At 50.5% G+C, this 16,563-nt stretch carries 14 protein-coding genes and 1 pseudogene; 1 reads left to right on the forward strand and 14 read right to left on the reverse strand.

What is annotated here, in order from left to right:
- Positions 1 to 10: 10 nt before the first annotated feature.
- The 10 genes from K7P76_RS25410 to K7P76_RS25455 all read right to left on the reverse strand — a co-directional run bounded on the left by K7P76_RS25410 (position 11) and on the right by K7P76_RS25455 (position 11,461).
- A complete protein-coding gene (locus tag K7P76_RS25410) occupies positions 11 to 1,153 on the reverse strand; it encodes an amidohydrolase/deacetylase family metallohydrolase (protein WP_232188690.1) in 1,143 nt (380 codons plus the stop codon).
- Between the two features lie 25 nt (positions 1,154 to 1,178).
- The gene (locus K7P76_RS25415; RefSeq protein WP_232188692.1) at positions 1,179 to 1,994 is read right to left on the reverse strand and encodes a carbohydrate ABC transporter permease; all 816 of its coding nucleotides are present in this window, start codon (positions 1,992 to 1,994) and stop codon (positions 1,179 to 1,181) included.
- On the reverse strand, positions 1,994 to 2,908 hold the full coding sequence (locus K7P76_RS25420) for a carbohydrate ABC transporter permease (protein WP_232188694.1): 915 nt from the start codon (positions 2,906 to 2,908) through the stop codon (positions 1,994 to 1,996). The genes K7P76_RS25415 and K7P76_RS25420 overlap by 1 nt, the downstream gene beginning before the upstream one ends.
- 76 nt (positions 2,909 to 2,984) lie before the next feature.
- Positions 2,985 to 4,373 (reverse strand): extracellular solute-binding protein, encoded by a 1,389-nt coding sequence (locus K7P76_RS25425; RefSeq protein ID WP_232188695.1) that lies wholly within the window; start codon positions 4,371 to 4,373, stop codon positions 2,985 to 2,987.
- The gene (locus tag K7P76_RS25430; RefSeq protein ID WP_232188697.1) at positions 4,366 to 5,376 is read right to left on the reverse strand and encodes an NAD-dependent epimerase/dehydratase family protein; all 1,011 of its coding nucleotides are present in this window, start codon (positions 5,374 to 5,376) and stop codon (positions 4,366 to 4,368) included. The genes K7P76_RS25425 and K7P76_RS25430 overlap by 8 nt, the downstream gene beginning before the upstream one ends.
- Complete coding sequence (locus K7P76_RS25435; RefSeq protein ID WP_232188699.1) at positions 5,373 to 7,097, reverse strand: DUF4838 domain-containing protein; 1,725 nt, start codon at positions 7,095 to 7,097, stop codon at positions 5,373 to 5,375. The genes K7P76_RS25430 and K7P76_RS25435 overlap by 4 nt, the downstream gene beginning before the upstream one ends.
- Positions 7,098 to 7,118: 21 nt before the next feature.
- Entirely contained in the window at positions 7,119 to 8,330 is a 1,212-nt protein-coding gene (locus tag K7P76_RS25440) for a DegT/DnrJ/EryC1/StrS family aminotransferase (protein WP_232188701.1), read from the reverse strand.
- Between the two features lie 27 nt (positions 8,331 to 8,357).
- Entirely contained in the window at positions 8,358 to 9,191 is an 834-nt protein-coding gene (locus K7P76_RS25445; RefSeq protein ID WP_232188706.1) for a carbohydrate ABC transporter permease, read from the reverse strand.
- A gap of 13 nt (positions 9,192 to 9,204) precedes the next feature.
- Positions 9,205 to 10,107, reverse strand: a complete 903-nt coding sequence (locus tag K7P76_RS25450) for a carbohydrate ABC transporter permease (protein WP_232188708.1) — start codon at positions 10,105 to 10,107, stop codon at positions 9,205 to 9,207.
- A gap of 100 nt (positions 10,108 to 10,207) precedes the next feature.
- The gene (locus K7P76_RS25455) at positions 10,208 to 11,461 is read right to left on the reverse strand and encodes an ABC transporter substrate-binding protein (protein ID WP_232188710.1); all 1,254 of its coding nucleotides are present in this window, start codon (positions 11,459 to 11,461) and stop codon (positions 10,208 to 10,210) included.
- Positions 11,462 to 11,849: 388 nt separating this feature from the next.
- On the opposite strand from K7P76_RS25455, the pseudogene K7P76_RS25460 reads away from it, so the two are divergent.
- Positions 11,850 to 12,428 (forward strand): annotated as a pseudogene (locus K7P76_RS25460) (glycoside hydrolase family 43 protein); the annotation flags it as partial.
- A 640-nt stretch (positions 12,429 to 13,068) separates the two neighbouring features.
- Here K7P76_RS25460 and K7P76_RS25465 read toward each other — a convergent pair.
- From K7P76_RS25465 to aceB, 4 genes are all read right to left on the reverse strand, one after another.
- Positions 13,069 to 13,221, reverse strand: coding sequence for a hypothetical protein (locus K7P76_RS25465; protein WP_232188712.1), 153 nt, complete (start codon positions 13,219 to 13,221; stop codon positions 13,069 to 13,071).
- A gap of 7 nt (positions 13,222 to 13,228) precedes the next feature.
- Entirely contained in the window at positions 13,229 to 14,554 is a 1,326-nt protein-coding gene (locus K7P76_RS25470) for a DRTGG domain-containing protein (RefSeq protein ID WP_232188911.1), read from the reverse strand.
- A 197-nt stretch (positions 14,555 to 14,751) separates the two neighbouring features.
- Complete coding sequence (locus tag K7P76_RS25475) at positions 14,752 to 14,913, reverse strand: hypothetical protein (RefSeq protein ID WP_232188714.1); 162 nt, start codon at positions 14,911 to 14,913, stop codon at positions 14,752 to 14,754.
- 33 nt (positions 14,914 to 14,946) lie between these two features.
- Positions 14,947 to 16,551 carry a malate synthase A gene (aceB, locus tag K7P76_RS25480; RefSeq protein WP_232188716.1) on the reverse strand — a complete coding sequence of 535 codons (1,605 nt, stop codon included), beginning with the start codon at positions 16,549 to 16,551 and terminating at the stop codon, positions 14,947 to 14,949.
- Between the last annotated feature and the right edge of the window lie 12 nt (positions 16,552 to 16,563).

Genomic DNA, 16,563 nt, shown 5'->3' on the forward strand with positions numbered 1-16,563 from the left:
ACAACCTTTCTCATAAAGGAATTCGAAGCTTGGCATGAATAACTTCATTCCCGATAATCGTATACGCGGGACGGAAGATGCAATCTATCATTCTTTCATTGCCGCCCGAGTCCATCACCCGAGCAACAGCAGGGTCGAGAGAAAAAATGGTAAATCTGGCCCGAGTGCCAACGAGCTCGTTCTGAAATCGCTCTAAATCTACAACGCTCGCAGGATTGGTCGTAACGCAGCAGATGACTTCTTCAACGCTTAAACCAAGGGATAGCAATTTAGACATGGTTGTCGGCAGATCCCAAACCGGGCCGTCGATGTTTCCCACATGCAAATCCGATCCGATTGAAAAAGGCTTATATCCCAATGCGATGGCTCTCTCGGCAACTTCGTAGTTAAAGCTCGCCGATCCATGGCCCACATCAAATCGCACCCCTCGATCAAAGGCACGGATAAATTCGGAAATGAGCTCTCCCCTTTTAAAAATCCCCCATCTCTTTCCATGGTAACAGTGGGTAATGATATCTCCCGGCTCCATTAACGCCAGAATATCCTCCAGCATCGGTAATGGTTCCCCGACATGTACCATAAGGGGCAAATCCAATTCTGCCGCCGTTCGTTTGGCAAGCTTGACCATCTCTATACCCAGCCCTCGCAGTATGACGCCGCTGGCCCGGATCTTCAACCCTTTAATGAACTGCCGATTCTCGTCTACACAGGAGACGAGGCGATCCAGATTGATCTTCTCCAGCGAATCCAATTCGCTGACTTCATTGGCATATATCAGTCCCGTGGCGCCGATATTGAGGAAAGACAGGATGGGATAGTTTCTTGGCGATATGACATAATCGCGGAATCCGTCGAAATTGGCAAATCCGGCGCTTCCCGTATCTACGATTGCCGTCACTCCTGAACACGGTCCGATCCTGTCGGGATCGACGGAGATACTGGAAGCTTGATGATAGACATGGGCGTGCATATCAATCCAACCAGGCGATAGATGAAACTTGGCAAGATCCAATTGACGATCGGCTTCTGCAGCACGCAAGCCAAATCCGACCTCTTCCACGATTCCGTCCTTATTGATGCGCATATCCATACCCTTTTGCAATCCGGATGAGAATCCGACAGGCTGAACATTCTTCAATAACAGGCTTTCCATTCAAAGCGCCTCCGGATGACCGATTTTATTCCTTGACTGCTCCCAATGTAACGCCTTTGGTAAAATATTTTTGAAACATGAAAAAAAAGAGGATGACAGGAATAGCGGATATACTGGATCCCGCCATCATTAAGCCGTAATCAACGAGAGAGTAATTCTCCATTAAGGTAGAGAGACCTACCGGCAATGTTCTCATTTCTTTGGAACTCGTCAGGATTAACGGATATAAGAAGCTGTTCCAAGTCCCTACAAAGAAAAATATGGCAACAACAGCAAATACCGGTTTACAAAGGGGGACAACGATTCGCGTATAGAACACAAATTCATTGCACCCTTCGACTCTTGCCGCATCCATTAATTCACGTGGCAAGGAGCTCATGTACTGCCGCATCAAAAACATGCCAAAAACCGAACTCATAAACGGAACAATCAATGCAGCGTAAGTATTATACCAGCCTAAATTTTTAATCATAATAAACAGCGGAACGATTCGAATTTGATCCGGTATCATCAAACATGCCAACACTAGGAAGAATATTACCATATGGCCTTTTGGTTTAATCATCGCATAGGAATAGCCTGCCATGGAATCACTGACAACGGCTCCAAGCGTAATCAGCGCGCTGACCAATAAGCTGTTGAATAACCATCGATCGATCGGCGCTTTCGCGAATAACGTCTCAAAGTTATTGAATACGATTGACTTGGGGAACAACTGAATTTCCATCAGCAGCGACTGTGGCGTAAACGCCGTGACGACCATCCAATAGATGGGCATCATAGCAGCAATCGCCCAGGCGGTCAGAATCGCATACAGGATCATTTTATACGAAAATTTCATTATTTTTTATCCTCCCGAAAGAAATAAAATTGGATCATCGAAAGAATAAAAATAATGATGAACAATACGGTAGCCGTAGCAGATGCTCTGCCGAACTCAAATTCATCAAAGGCGCTTGAATAAATCAAGTAAGCAATCGTCGTCGTCGAGTAGTATGGTCCGCCGCCCGTCATGATGTAGATGGTATCGAAAACCTGGTAAGAGCTGATCACGCCAATGACAAGCAAGTACAGGATCGTCGGCTTTAGCATCGGAATGGTAATGAATCGGAACAGGTGCCACGGATTTCCTCCATCGATTCGAGCTGACTCGTACAAGCTTTCGGGTATGGCTCCCATGTTGGCAAGGATAATAATGATCGATGCCCCTTGTCCGCCCAGTATGGACATCATAGCCAACGATACAAGGGCTGTGTCCGGGTGGGAAAGCCAAGGATAGGGTCCTAGATGAATAAATGAAAGCAAATAATTGAGCAGGCCAATATCAGGATCCAATATCCATTTCCATACCAACGCCAGAACGACCCCGGCAAGAACGCTCGGCAGATAATAAGCCGCTTTAAAAAAACTTTGGGTTTTGGGAGACAGGGGAAATATGATCCAGGATAAAATCAAGGCAACAACAAGGCCGCCGGGTACGATTAAAATCGTGTATATGGTTGTATTCCGCAAAGCGATCCAGAATACATCATCCTTCAACATCGCAATAAAGTTCTGCGCCCCTACCCATGTAGAACCCGCCACACTATATTCGAAAAAGCTTAATGACAATCCTTGGAGAATAGGATACAGCGCAAATAATAAGATGACAATCATCTGGGGCAACAGAAAAAAATAACCCCATAAATGACTTTGCATTTTGCGATTTCGATAATGTCTCTTGATTCTTGTTTGGAGATTCGATGTATGATTCATGATCGCGACCTCTTCTTCTCAGGATGAGGAGCCATAATGTAAATATTAAGACTCCTCATCCGACTTGATGATAATCTTACTGTTTTAACATATCGTTCGCTTTCTTGGCCAGATCGTCCAGCGTTTGTTGGGAAGTTTTCTTCTTGCTGAAGGCAGAATCCAGCTCAGCGTTTATCAGTTTTTCGAATATTTTATATGTTTGCTCCCCTTTGCCTAAATCTTTGCCGTCCTCCATCATGATTCGCGCTATTTTGGCATTCACATCGCCGCCAAACACATCGCCGGAAGATTTTTTGGTCGGGAACACGCCAAGCTCTTTTACAATTTTATTATTTTCCCCGTTGGTCAGGAATTTCGCGAATTCCATCGCCATTTTTGTATGATTTTCATCCGCTTTTTTTTGCTTGAATACGGTGAGTCCGCCGATGCCCGAATAGGATTTCGCGATGTCAACACCGGGGCCCCTGGGGAATTGAATCGCGACAACTTCAGGTATGGGCTGGCCTTCCGGTGTTTTCTCCTTTAATGTTTCCTTCACTTTATCTTCCGTTAATGCCAGACCCAAACTGAATGCCAAATCTCCGGCCCAGAAGTCGGAAGGTTTAGCGCCGCCCGAAACTAATCGGAAGGATCCGGCATCCACCATTTCCAACATAAAATCTAACGCTTTCACCCCTTCGGGGGAATTAAGAATAAATTGCGTATCGCCTTTATTGTACAGGTCGGCCCCGAAATTCCAGAACCAGAAGAGATGTGTCCAGTTTAGAGCGGTCGTATTAATTTGCTCGGCATAATAAGTTTTGCCGCCCTTTTTATAAGGGAACTTCTGGGCGATTTCTTTAAATTGTTCAATGGTCCAGGATCGGTCCCCTTCCAGAGGCAATTTATCGGCCAAGCCCATTTCTTCCAGCATCGTCTTATTCGCATATAAGACTCGCGGAGCAATCAAAATTGGAAGCGCATACAATTTACCGTCATATGTCGCGTAATCCGACAGGCTCTTGAAAAAATCGTCAATTTCTTCTTGTGTCATATAATCCGAAGCAGGAATGACCACTTTCTGCTTCAAATACTTGGGCAGAAACGCCAAATCAATGTATGTCACATCCGGCGGGCTTCCGGCTGCAATGGAGGTATCGATTTTTTGTGGTCCTGTATCCCCGGGAAGCATCTCAATATTGATCTTTTTGACATTGGGGTGCAGCGCCATAAATTCGTCCGCCTTTTCCCGTATCCAGCCTTCAGGTGTGCCGTCTTTCCCGTTCCAAAATGCATACCACCATACGGTCAAGTCCGTCGGTTCAGCCGCCTTCTCCCCTGTTGCCGTATCGCCGGTTGCCGTATTCCCTGTTTCTTTATTCCCGCTTGCTGTTGGACTTGCACTCTTGCCGCAAGCTGTCGCAGATATCAACACAACCATGATGATGGAAATCAGAATCGTTTTCATATTCATTCTTTTAATCATCTTGTTTTCCCCCACAATCTAGATTTTTTCTTACGTCACTTTGCACCCGGATCAGCCGTTCTTCCCAGTCCATGGCGGACGAATCCGGGATGCGCCCTTCCCTGTCCAGGGCGTCGATCGTCAGCGCCATCCCTTGCTCGAGCGAGATACGGGGCTGAAACTCCGGCACGTCCCGGAAAATCCTGTCCGCGCTGTAGTAGCAGTTATACGCGAAAATATCTTCACAGATGGCGAATCTCTTGGCGTCCGACACGACCAAATCTCGCAGAGGCACGCCAATAAGCTCGACGTCCTGCCCCAGTACGCGCATCGCCGCGCGATGATGGTCCCGCCACGTGCAATATCCCCGATTGACCAGGTTGTAAGTTTGGCCGATGCAATGCCGTTTGCCCAACACGCCCGCGAACGCTAGCGCAGCATCGTCGACGTGCAGAAACTGGTGGATGGCGAGCCCGTCCCCGCACACGACGACGGGTTTTCCTTTGCGGATGCGGTCAATCCAGGAAAATTCCGCGGCGATTTGGCGCAGAAGCCCCATCTGCGGCCCATAAGTTGTCGACGGCTTCAGGATCGTCACGGGAAATTGTTCCCTGTAATACGATTCAAGGTACAGGCGATCCGCCGCCACTTTCCCTCTGCCATAAGCGGTAATCGGGCGCAGCGGATGATCCTCGCTGACTGGCAGCCAGTCGTAATCGACCCCATAGGTGCATGTCGTGGAACACTGGACAAAATGTCCCACGCCTTGAAATGCGCGGATGCTGCTGGCGGCGTCTTCCGGCGTATAACAGATCATGTCGATCGCCGCGTCGAATGCCTCCTGCCGCATCGTGCGTTCGAACGACTCCCGGTCCCTGCGGTCGCCCTGAATATGGCGTGTTTCCTTGGGCGGGCTGCCCAGGCCGCCGCGCGTATAACAGACGACTTCATGACCTTGCTCCAGCAGCAAGCGGACAATCCGGCTGCTGATGTGGCCCGTCCCGCCTACGATGACGATCTTCATCGCCAAACCCCTCCCGATTCAAAATTCGAAATCCGGTTATAGATCGCTTCGGCTTCTTTTATCGTGATCAGGAGAATATTCTTCTCTTCGACCAATAGCTTTCCGGCTTTTCCAACACAGGTGTCCATATGCTCCTCCAACAAGCTAAACCCCTGTCTATACAGCCTTAAGCTGCGCGCCATTTGTTCGATATGCTTCAGGCGGAATTCATGAGGTTGTGAGGGAATATGGCTTAGCTCGCCGGTGGAATCCGAATATCCACAAAAGGTCAACAATCCATAGGATGCCCGCTCGATTAGCTGTTGGTATTCCATCATAACGTTCGAGATTTCCGGGAAACATCTCTCATACATCTCTTCTAACCCTTCGCTGTATCGGAAATTTGTATTCCACGCCATTTTGCCGAACACGAACAAATTGGTTGGGTATACTCGCCAGCTATATTTGCCGAACATCAGAGCAGCGACTTTATGGATACCCTTTTTTCGATAATGCTTTAAATCGTCCGAGATGATATGCGGAATATTGATTTTCAATTTGGCAAACAAGATCATATCCGCATAATAGCCATACACGCACAAGTTCCCTCTAAATTTCACATAGGCTTCTTCCAGCATCCGGTTATACCATTGATTCAGTTGACAGCTGTCGTCACTCATACTATGGGCATAACATCGTTCCCTGCCGGCAAAAAAACCATAAACGTTGCTTCCCGGATCACAAGTCATGTTGTTGAGGTCAACCGTATCATGATATAGCGGCATATCGATTTCCAGTTCCGGTCTCAGTTGGCGCAAACCTTCACCGATGCGATTGATGACCTTTAATTGCTGCGTTGCCGGATGAATATCCTTGCAGCTCCCGCACTCGCACCAACTGCCGCCGCTTACATCCGCAAACCACATGTGAAGCAAGTCGATTTCAGGATGCTTGACCATCACCTCCCTGGCGCCTTTAACCAACCGTTCGATTCCTTCTTCATTAGAAGCGCAAAGATTGCCATCCCTCACCCTGATTCCCGCTTTTTCTCTAAACAGGTGCGGCTTATGCTCAAACCATTCCCGATCAAGGAGAAGCTCTCCGCCATGTCCGCCGCATTCATATCTCATGCCGCGTTTTTTGATTTCCCGGACGACTTCGTCAATGCCTTCGAGAGGGCTTGCCGGACTCCAGTGAATATGAAACGAATTGATTTTGTTTTTGCCGCACCAATCAATCGTCTCTTTCATTTCTTCACACCACGATGCGATGGAGCTTTTGCAAGCATCCTCCGTAAGACCGCGATATTCGAAATCCGGATTGTCCAGCAAGTTCAATTCTTCTACACGAATATCTTGTAAGGATGGAATCACCTCCCCCAGTTCCCCTGCAAAAAACCACCTGCACCCTATTCGTTCCAACAGCGCATAGACAGCATACAAAATTCCTCTTCCTGCGCGGCTGGTCATGATTAACCCTTGTTCAAAGCTTTGCAGGATAAAACCGTCATATCTTAACGAATCGCTATCTATGTCGCAAGAAGCATGATGCTTGCACCAACGTACACTCCCGACGAATAAACAAGTTTGCCCCTCGATCTCAAATTCGCTCTTGATCGGCAATTTGCAGCCGGAGATCTTAAATAGATAAGTTTGCAGTTCTTCAGCAGCAAACCATGCGGTCGGCTCTTGTTCGACGATTATACTTGCTTGCGCCGCGCCGTCTTTGACAATCGTGATCATTTTTCCACCTTGGAAGGTCGATTAGCTCCCATAAGAACGAATCACCTTATCTAATGCTTCCGCAATGTCGTACATCGCTTGTTCTTCGGACAGCAGCACACTCTGACTGAGCATCAGAACCTCCGAATTGCACAGCCTTTCGCAGACAGGACATTCGTACACCCGTTCCTCGCCCAGCCAATCCTTTGTCGCGTTCAGAACGGCATTGGTGCGGTTCAAAGGCACATAGCCGTAGAACACGGGAATCCCCTCCGCCGCCACTCTGCGAATAAATTCTTCCTTGTTCACTCTTTGCGCCAAATCGGGAGCCAGCTTGAACACATACACATGATTGGCATGCCGCGTGATCCGCGGGTCAAGCTTCAAGAGGGAAATGCCGTTGATCCCGCTGAGCAGCCGATTAAGCAGCGCTACGTTGGCTTCGCGTTGCTTCATCTGCGCTTCCAGACGCGTCATCTGCGCAAGCAATAGCGCGGCCTGGATGTCGGTGATGCGATAATTTTGGCCCAACATTTCATGCTGGTACCAACCCCCGTTCGGGATTCGACCCACATTGCAGATGGACCAGGCTGTGGTCCACAACGTTTCACTGTTTGTAAGCACGATGCCGCCTTCGCCGGCGTTCAAATTTTTACTGGATTGGAAGCTGAAAGTGCCCATATCGCCGATGGCGCCTACACCTTTGCCCTCCCACCGGGCGCCGACCGCTTGCGCCGCGTCTTCAATCAATGCCAGATTATGCTTGCGGGCAATCTCCAACAGCCGCGTCATATTGGCCGGAGCTCCCGCCACATGTACGGCAATGATCGCCTTCGTTTTCGGTGTAATCGCCGCCTCAACCTCAACCGGATCAATCAGCAGCGTGTCTTCCTCAATATCCGCGAACACGGGTATCGCGCCAAAGGCAAGCGCTGCTGTTGCCGTTGCGATGAAAGTAAACGGCGGAACGATGACCTCATCTCCGGGCTTTATGCCGAGTGCCTGCAAGGCAACGGTAATCGCCACCGTGCCGTTGACGCAGCTTACGCCATATTGCGAATCCTGCAGCGCGGCAAATTCCCGTTCAAACCGGGGAATGAACGGCTCTTCTCCATTCCAGGTGCCGCCGACGCCTCCCCATTTCCCCGATTTCAGCGCGCGAAGCAAGAAATCTTGTTCCAGTTCGTCAAATACCGGCCATTTCGCAAATCCTTTCGTCCGTACCGGCGTTCCTCCGTTGATCGCCAAGCTCATTTCGCTCCATCCCTTTCTCTGATTGGATCATTTGGTTCCGGTCATGGCAATGCCTTCGATAAAATGCTTTTGCAGAGTCAAAAATAAGAGAACCATCGGCCACAAGGCCATAAGGGAGCCGGCCATCAAAACAGGATAATTCGTGCCGTGTCGGCCTTGAAGCCAGGACAATCCGACTGCCAACGTCATCTTGGCGGGACTGCTGTTCACAATCATCGGCCACAGGAGTTCATTCCAGGAAGCAAGCACGGTGAAAATCGTCAGCGCGATCAGTCCGGGCTTCGCTAATGGAAGCATAATCCGCCAGTAAATTTGCAAATGATTGCACCCGTCCAGCTTGGCCGATTCTTCCAGCTCCTTCATTAAGGACAAGAAAAATTGCCGAAGCAAAAAGACGCCGAAAGCGTCAAACATCCCCGGGACAGCTACCGCCTGCAAGGTGTTCAGCCAACCGAAATCGCGCATAATCAGAAATAACGGCAAAATATAAATTTGTCCGGGCACCATCAGAACCGATATCAAAATCACAAACAAAACGTTTCTTCCGGGGAATTCGATTCTGGCAAAGGCATAAGCGGCCAACGAACTGAAGATCAACGTTCCCAGGACTTTGAGCGCTGTGATGGCAATCGTATTAAAATAAAAAGTTAAGAAAGGCATGGTATAAAGAACATCGATATAATTATCCCAATGAATCGACTTGGGAAACACGATGACAGGAACGTGCACGGATTCCCCCAACGATTTAAACGAAGTCAGTATCATCCAAGCAAACGGAACCAGCATAAAAAAAGCGAGGACAATCAAAAGAGTGTGCAGGATCCAAAACTTCGGCTTTTGTGAAACATTCTCCGCTCTCATTCAAGGATCTCCCTTATTCGTAATGGACCCATTTTTTTTGAAAGACCATCTGAATAATGGTCATAACCATAACGAGGACAAAGATCAGAACGGCGATGCTAGCCGCATAGCCTTTTTCGTTAGTCAGGAATGCCGCGTCATAAAACAAGTAAACGACCGATTGCGTAGAAAATTTAACGATGCTGGGATTCCCGACCATCATCCAGATCAAGTCGAACACTTGCAGCGTGCCAATCAGCGAAATGATGAAAACGAAGAAAACGGTCGGGGTCAGCCCCGGCAGCGTGATCCTAAGAAATTGCGCCATAACGCCTGCGCCGTCAATTCTCGCCGCCTCGTAATATGTTTTGGATATCCCCTGCAAGCCTGCCAACAGAATCACCATGTTGAATCCGATGCTGCTCCAGATCATAACGACAACAATGGAGTAGGGGGCAAGCTGGGGATCGGTCAGCCACCGGGAGCCTTGAATCGAGAACTCGTTCAGCATATGATTCAGCAATCCGTAGTCGCTGTTGTACAACCACTTCCACACCATGGCTACAGCGGCCGGCATCGTGATGACCGGCAGAAAGAAAAGGGTGCGGTACAGGGAAAGGCCTTTTATTTTCTGGTTCAACATGACAGCGACAAGAATGGAAATCGCGACGCTTAGCGGGACTGCCAGGACAACGTAGCGGAATGTGTTCAGGACAGCCTTCCAAACATCGTGGTCTGCGAATAACCGATGATAGTTATCGAAGCCGGCGAACTTGTACGTTCCAAAGTCTCCCCACCGGGTCATGCTGAAATAAAAGGTTTGAATCATCGGCCAAATAAAAAAGAATCCGATTCCCAGCATAGCGGGCGCGATCATGGAATATCCCCACAGCCAATTTTCTTTCTTGATTCGACTTCTTCCGGCAATCGCTTTCATCTCGATCTTCTCCTTCCAGGCGAAGCGCCGCATCCCGCACCGCTTTATATTCGCGCAAGGGCTCTATGGCAAGATAGAGCCCTTGCACTGCGCTTGCCGATTATTCTTGCGCCAGGAGCTCGTTCACTTTCTGCGCAAGTTGCTTCGCCATTTCATCCACGCTCATCTCTTGAGACCATGCCTTCAACATGTATTCTTCTTCCAGGGTAAACCATTTCATCGTATCCTTGGATGTCGGGAATGGCTTCGGAAACTTGGTCGCAGAATCGATGAAAGCTTGCAGGTTAAAGAATGGAACGGATTTCACCCAGCCCTCCTGCGTCCCGTTGACCGCTGTGATAAAAGAGCCCGTACTGGAATAGATGAGCGCCGCTTCCCTGGATGCCATATAGCGCAGCAATTCCCACGCTTCCTGGGGATGCTTGGTCTTGGCATTAAGCGACATGGCCGTAGCCGCAACGATATTGGCGCTGACTTTGCCTTTGGGAAGCACCGTCACATCCACATTCTCCTTGGTGTAATCAATGTCGGCGAACTCCTTCACGATCCAGGAGCCATCGTAGAGCATCGCAATCTTGCCGGACTCGAACAGCTTCTCGCTAGATGTTTCGCTCATCTGGGCCGCCGATGGCGACTGCTTCTTGGCGATGAAGTCCACCCAGAACTGGATCCCTTCAATCGCTTCCGGCCGATCAAGGCCCGAGGTCTTCTTGTCTTCCGAAATGATAAATCCGTTATTCTGATAGATCGTGTTATAATAATTGGCTTCCGTGCTCATGGTTGAAGCAATGCCCCACACGCCATTGGCCGGGTCCGTCAGCTTCTCCGCCGCTTTGCGAACGTCATCCCAGTCCCAGGTTTCATCCGGATACGGGAGGTTTGCGGCATCGAAGAGCTTTTTGTTATAGAAAAGCCCGATCGATGACATTTCAAACGGCAGGCCATAATGTTTGCCCTCGTTTGTGTAATAATCCAATACGCCATCGGGATAGATTGAAGCATCAATCTGACCCGCTTCCATTTGATCGTTCAAAGGCATAATAATCCCGTTGGCAGCATATTTGACATAATTGATCTGGTTCATCCAGAAAACATCGGGCAGTTCACCGCCCGTAGCCCCGGTATCCAGCTTCGTCCAGTACTGGCTCCAGGGGGTCAATTCAATTTTGACTTTGATATTCGGATGCGAGTCTTCGAATTTACGGATAGCTTGTTCAATCGCAGGCTGATAGTTTTGATCCCAAATGGCGTAAGTCAGCGTCACCTTGGATGAACCGTTCTTGCTGCTGCCTGAACATGCGGCCAGTCCGGCTGTCAAACAAAGCGCTAGCAGAGCGAATAATAATTTTCTCATGCGGATAAGACCCTCCTTGGATTTTGTATACGGTTACAAAGAATAACCTACCTGAGATTATAAGCAATTTATCCATGCCCGGTATGCCATAAATTTATATTCAAAGCCATCCTGTGCAACTGGCGAGCCCAATGATGAGACAATTGTCTTAAGATCGTTGTTCCACGCACAATCAATTCCCCCCTCAAGCGTCTCTTTTAGCCTGTTCCGGAAAAAAATGACCGTAATAGATGCCGCGAATTAACTACAATGAAGCTGTACGACAAATAATCAGATTCACATATTGAAAGCGCATACTTCTGAGTGTGCGCAAAAAACAAGGAGGAATTGATTAGGAATGAAAACGAGCTCTCGTACTTGGCGCGGTCTATGCAGCCGCGCGCTCATCATGCTGCTGCTTACCGTATTGCTGCTGCCGGCAGGATCAGCCAGCGCGTCCCTCGTTAAAGGCAATTTCTACAACGTCATTATGCAGGAAAGCGCGGATCCGTGGGTTTATCGGCATACGGACGGCTACTATTATTTCACCAAAACAACCGGCAACAACGTAACCATTTGGAAAAGTGAAACGCTGACTGGCATCGACGCTGCCCCTTCACGCGTTATCAGTACTGGCTGCTGCAATATATGGGCTCCGGAAATTTATTACATTAACGGCGCGTGGTACATCTATTACGCCAAAGACGACGGCAACAATGCCAACCATCGCATGTATGTGCTGCAAAACACAGCGGCTGATCCGATGCAAGGCACTTGGGTGAACAAGGGACAAATTACGGACTCAACCAACAAATGGGCGATCGATGGTACAGTGCTGCAGGTAGGCAGCCAGCTTTATTTCATCTGGTCCGGCTGGGAAGGCGACACCAATGTGCGGCAAAACCTGTACATTGCCTCCATGAGCGATCCATGGACAATCAGCTCCAACCGTACTGAAATTGCGCGGCCGACCTACAGCTGGGAAACAACCACTCGCCTTGTTGGCGAGGCGGCATGTTGCAGGTTAATGTGCCGCATGAGCCAAGCAACGATGCCGCAAAAAGGTCCGGGGGAGACCCGGACCTTTTGCATCTGTGCGTTATTGATACAGAGCTTGAACGTTATAAAACACCCTTACGCCACGCTTGGGCCCGCCATAACCGGTCGCCACATTCTGATCGGTGAAGGAAGAAATCCAGCCTGTCGTATCCCCGAAACTCAGATTTTGCATCGTCATTCCCGTAACCGCAAGATTATCGATGCGGATAATCTCGGCCAAACCGCTGACAGCTTGCGTAAAATACATGCGGAACTGGACCTCTACCGAACTCTTCCCTGCCGTATAGGGGGAAAAGGGCAATCGCTTACGAAAATAAGGTAACTTGAGTAAAATAGGCACATGACTTTCAGCCCCCTTCTTTAAAAGAATATAAAAGCTGGGCTTGCTGAGCAAAGCACCAAATTTAGATGGATTTCATGCTTGTAAATTTGCGACTTTTACTATAATGGGTGGGCCTACTTGGATTTAATCCCACTATTTTAAACTCCACATCCCTGCATTAAGGGATATTAAAGAAATTAGTTGCACGAAATCCCAGTATTTCATCGAAAACGAGTTTTCATGAGAATTACATGCATATTTTCCCATTAATGAAATAAATAACCATCAACGCCATACCCGGGCCTTGCGTCACGATTTCATTCGTATAGGGGCCCTGGTAAGCCGCATTGTTGTCGCATAGATCCATCCGCCGGTCGATTGGAGTTTGGTGGATATGCATTCTCCACTCAATCCAAAACCCTCGCGGCCACGATCGACTTGATGACCTTTTTCTGCTTCACGAACACGTCCACCTCGAGTTTGCAGAACCTCCGGCTGAGCTCGATAACGGCCGGGACGATTTCCACCAAGCTGTCGATCTCGACGGGCGCGAAATAATAGGTCGCGGTGCTGTCGATCAGCAGATCGCCCTTCTTATGCTCTTTCATCGTCCGCGTTACTGCCAGGGTAATCAAGCCTCCCAGCAAGCCTTCCGAGATGTAGCCCATCTGGTTGATCATCTGGCTCGCGACAGGTCCCCGGAAGTGCAGTTGCCCCCTCTCGTTCCTGACTTCCTCGAAGGCGGACCAAATTTGATCCTCGAGCGTTTCGCCGATCTGGGGCTGGGACTGGACCGTCTGCATCGCCTTCAGCACGTCTTTGCGGCTGATGACCCCGATCAACGTTTTGCCGGCGTCCACGACGGGCAGCAGTTCGATTCCTTCCCAAACCATCATATGGCTCGCGGTCGCAATCGAAGTATGAGACGTTACGGTGTGCGGATTTCGCGTCATGAGCTTTTCGATTTTCTGGTTGTCGGGCTCCCCGATAATGTCTTTGGCAATGATCATGCCCACGGGTCTGCCCGCGTCGTCGACGACCGGGAACCGGTTGTGGTTCGTCGCTTCGATCAGCTTCTTGAGGGACGCGACCGTTTCCGATGCATGAATCGAGCTTGGCAGCGCGTCCGCCTTCATAATATCGCCGACAAGCAAAATCTGCTTTTTGATCAGCCGGTCGGACAACGCGCGATTAATGAGCGCCGCCACCGTAAACGTATCGTATTTGCAACTGATGACTGGCAGCCCCAGCTCGTCCGCCAAACGTCTGACCTCCGGCGTCGTACCGAAACCTCCGGTAATGAGCACGCCTGCGCCTAGGGTCAGCGCGCTCTGATGCGCCTTGTTGCGGTTGCCGACGATCAGCAGGTTGCCGGGCTCGATGTAGCGGATCATCGCTTCCAACTGCATGGCGCCGATTACAAATTTGTTCAGCGTCTTCTGCAAACCCGAAGCTCCGCCGAGCACCTGGCCGTCGACCATGCCAGCGATTTCCGCGAACGTCAACTTGTCGATGCGCTGCGGTTCCTTTTTCTCGATGCGAACCGTGCCCGTCCGTTCCCGGGTGCTCACGATGCCGCGGTTTTCGGCTTCCTTGATGGCGCGATAGGCGGTGCCGTCGCTGACCTCGAGCGCCTGCGCGATTTTCCGGACGGAAATGCGCGAACCGACCTCCAGATTCTCGATATGCTGGATAATTTGCTCGTGCTTCGTCGTTAGTTCCTGAGCGTCCATCGCACGCACCTCTGTTGAATAGTTGATAGGACTATTATATATCAAGATGGAGGACAGGAAACAGGAACGGTGTGACGCAGAGGACAAAAATAAGAGAACGGCAAATGTTCCTTGCCGCTCTCCTCTATTCGGACGTTATGCTTTCGTCAATCTGCATATATGAGCAAAGTTTATCGGATTGGAGTTCCCAGGTTCTCTCATCCCAACGATCCCTCCTCGTTCAGCCAAAGAACTCCGTAATACAGATCGAGATAAACCGGGGATAGCGGATAAAACACGGTTGTTTGGCGAGTCGCGCAATCGGCGGCTGCCGACTCCTGCTCCTTCGTTTCAATTTCGCCGGCTGCACTCATGAGCATCGTGATCTCCTCCTTATGAAATTGTAAGCTGCTTTAAGCCAAATACGAGTAGGCGGGACCGGTCAAAAACTCCTCGAAGGCGTCAGCGACCGTCATTTCCCGAAATAACGCAGCCGCCTGCTCGAACCGGGACCCAGCATACCGTTCATCGCCCATCGCGCCGCGGATGCGGCTCAGCTCCTCGGCCAGGATCGCTTCGAACAGATCCGGCGTTATGTTCCGACCGTCGTCCAGCTTGCCGTTCGGGTGATGAATCCACTGCCACAGCTGCGCTCTGGAGATTTCCGCCGTTGCGACGTCTTCCATTAAATGATGGATAGGCACCGCTCCGAAACCGCGCAACCACGCCTCCAAATATTGCACGCCGACGGATGCGTTCATCCTCACCCCCGCCTCGGTAATCGGGCCTTCCGGGATTTCCAGCAAATCTGCAGCCGTAATCCGCTTGTCTTCCAACAGACGGTCCACCTGGTTCGGCGTAGACATCCACTCGTCAAACACCTGCATGGCGATCGGCACGAGTCCGGGGTGCGCTACCCAAGTGCCGTCGTGACCGTTGCGAACTTCCCGAAGCTTATCTCGCCTCACTTTGCCCATGGCTGCCTCGTTCGCTTCCGGGTCGTTCTTGATCGGTATTTGCGCTGCCATGCCCCCGATGCAATGCGCCTTCCGTCTGTGGCACGTCTGAATGGCGAGCAAGGAGTACGCCGTCATGAACGGCGATTCCATCGTCACCAGAGCGCGGTCCGGCAAAATGAAATCATCCCGATTCCGCATCTTCTTGATGAAGCTGAAAATATAGTCCCAGCGTCCGCAGTTCAAGCCGACAATGTGTTCGCGAAGCTCATACAATATTTCATCCATTTCGAACGCGGCCAGGATCGTTTCGATCAGCACCGTCGCTTTGATCGAGCCATGCGGAATGCCGAGTGCAAGCTCCGCGAAGCTGAATACGTCGTTCCACAGCCTCGCCTCCAGCCGGCTTTCCAGCTTGGGCAAATAAAAGTAAGGGCCGGTTCCTTGCTGCAGCAGCGCCGCGGCGTTATGGAAAAAGAACAGGCCGAAATCGAACAGGCTGGCCGACACCGGCGCCCCGTCTACCTGCATATGCTTTTCTTCCATATGCCAGCCGCGCGGCCGAACGATCAAAGTCGCCGTTCGTTCCTTCAGCTCGTAAATTTTGCCGCTTGGCTCCTCGTGACGAATCGTCCGGTTGATCGCGTCCCGAAGATTGATCTGGCCGCCGATCGTATTGGTCCACGTTGGGGAGCTCGCATCCTCGAGGTCCGCCATATAGGCTTTGGCGCCCGAATTCAGCGCGTTGACGACCATCTTCCGGTCGCCGGCCGGTCCGGTGATTTCGACCCGCCGGTCCCTCAGGTCGGCAGGAACCGGCGCCACGGCCCAGCTCCCGCTGCGAATGACAGCCGTCTCCGGCAGGAAGTCCGGCCGCTCGCCCACGTCGATCCGCCGCTGGCGCTCGGCTCTGGCCTGCATCAGCTCCTTGCGCCGGCTGCCGAACCGCTTCTCCAACTCTGTCACGAAAGTCAGCGCTTCCGCCGTCAAAATGTCCGCATCTGTTTCCGACGACTGATCGCCGATGACTCCCCAGTTAACCTCGCTTGTGCGGTTTTCCATGCCGTTCCCCCT

Origin of the sequence: Cohnella silvisoli (assembly GCF_021190915.1) — a bacterium.
Taxonomy (GTDB): domain Bacteria; phylum Bacillota; class Bacilli; order Paenibacillales; family Paenibacillaceae; genus Cohnella; species Cohnella silvisoli.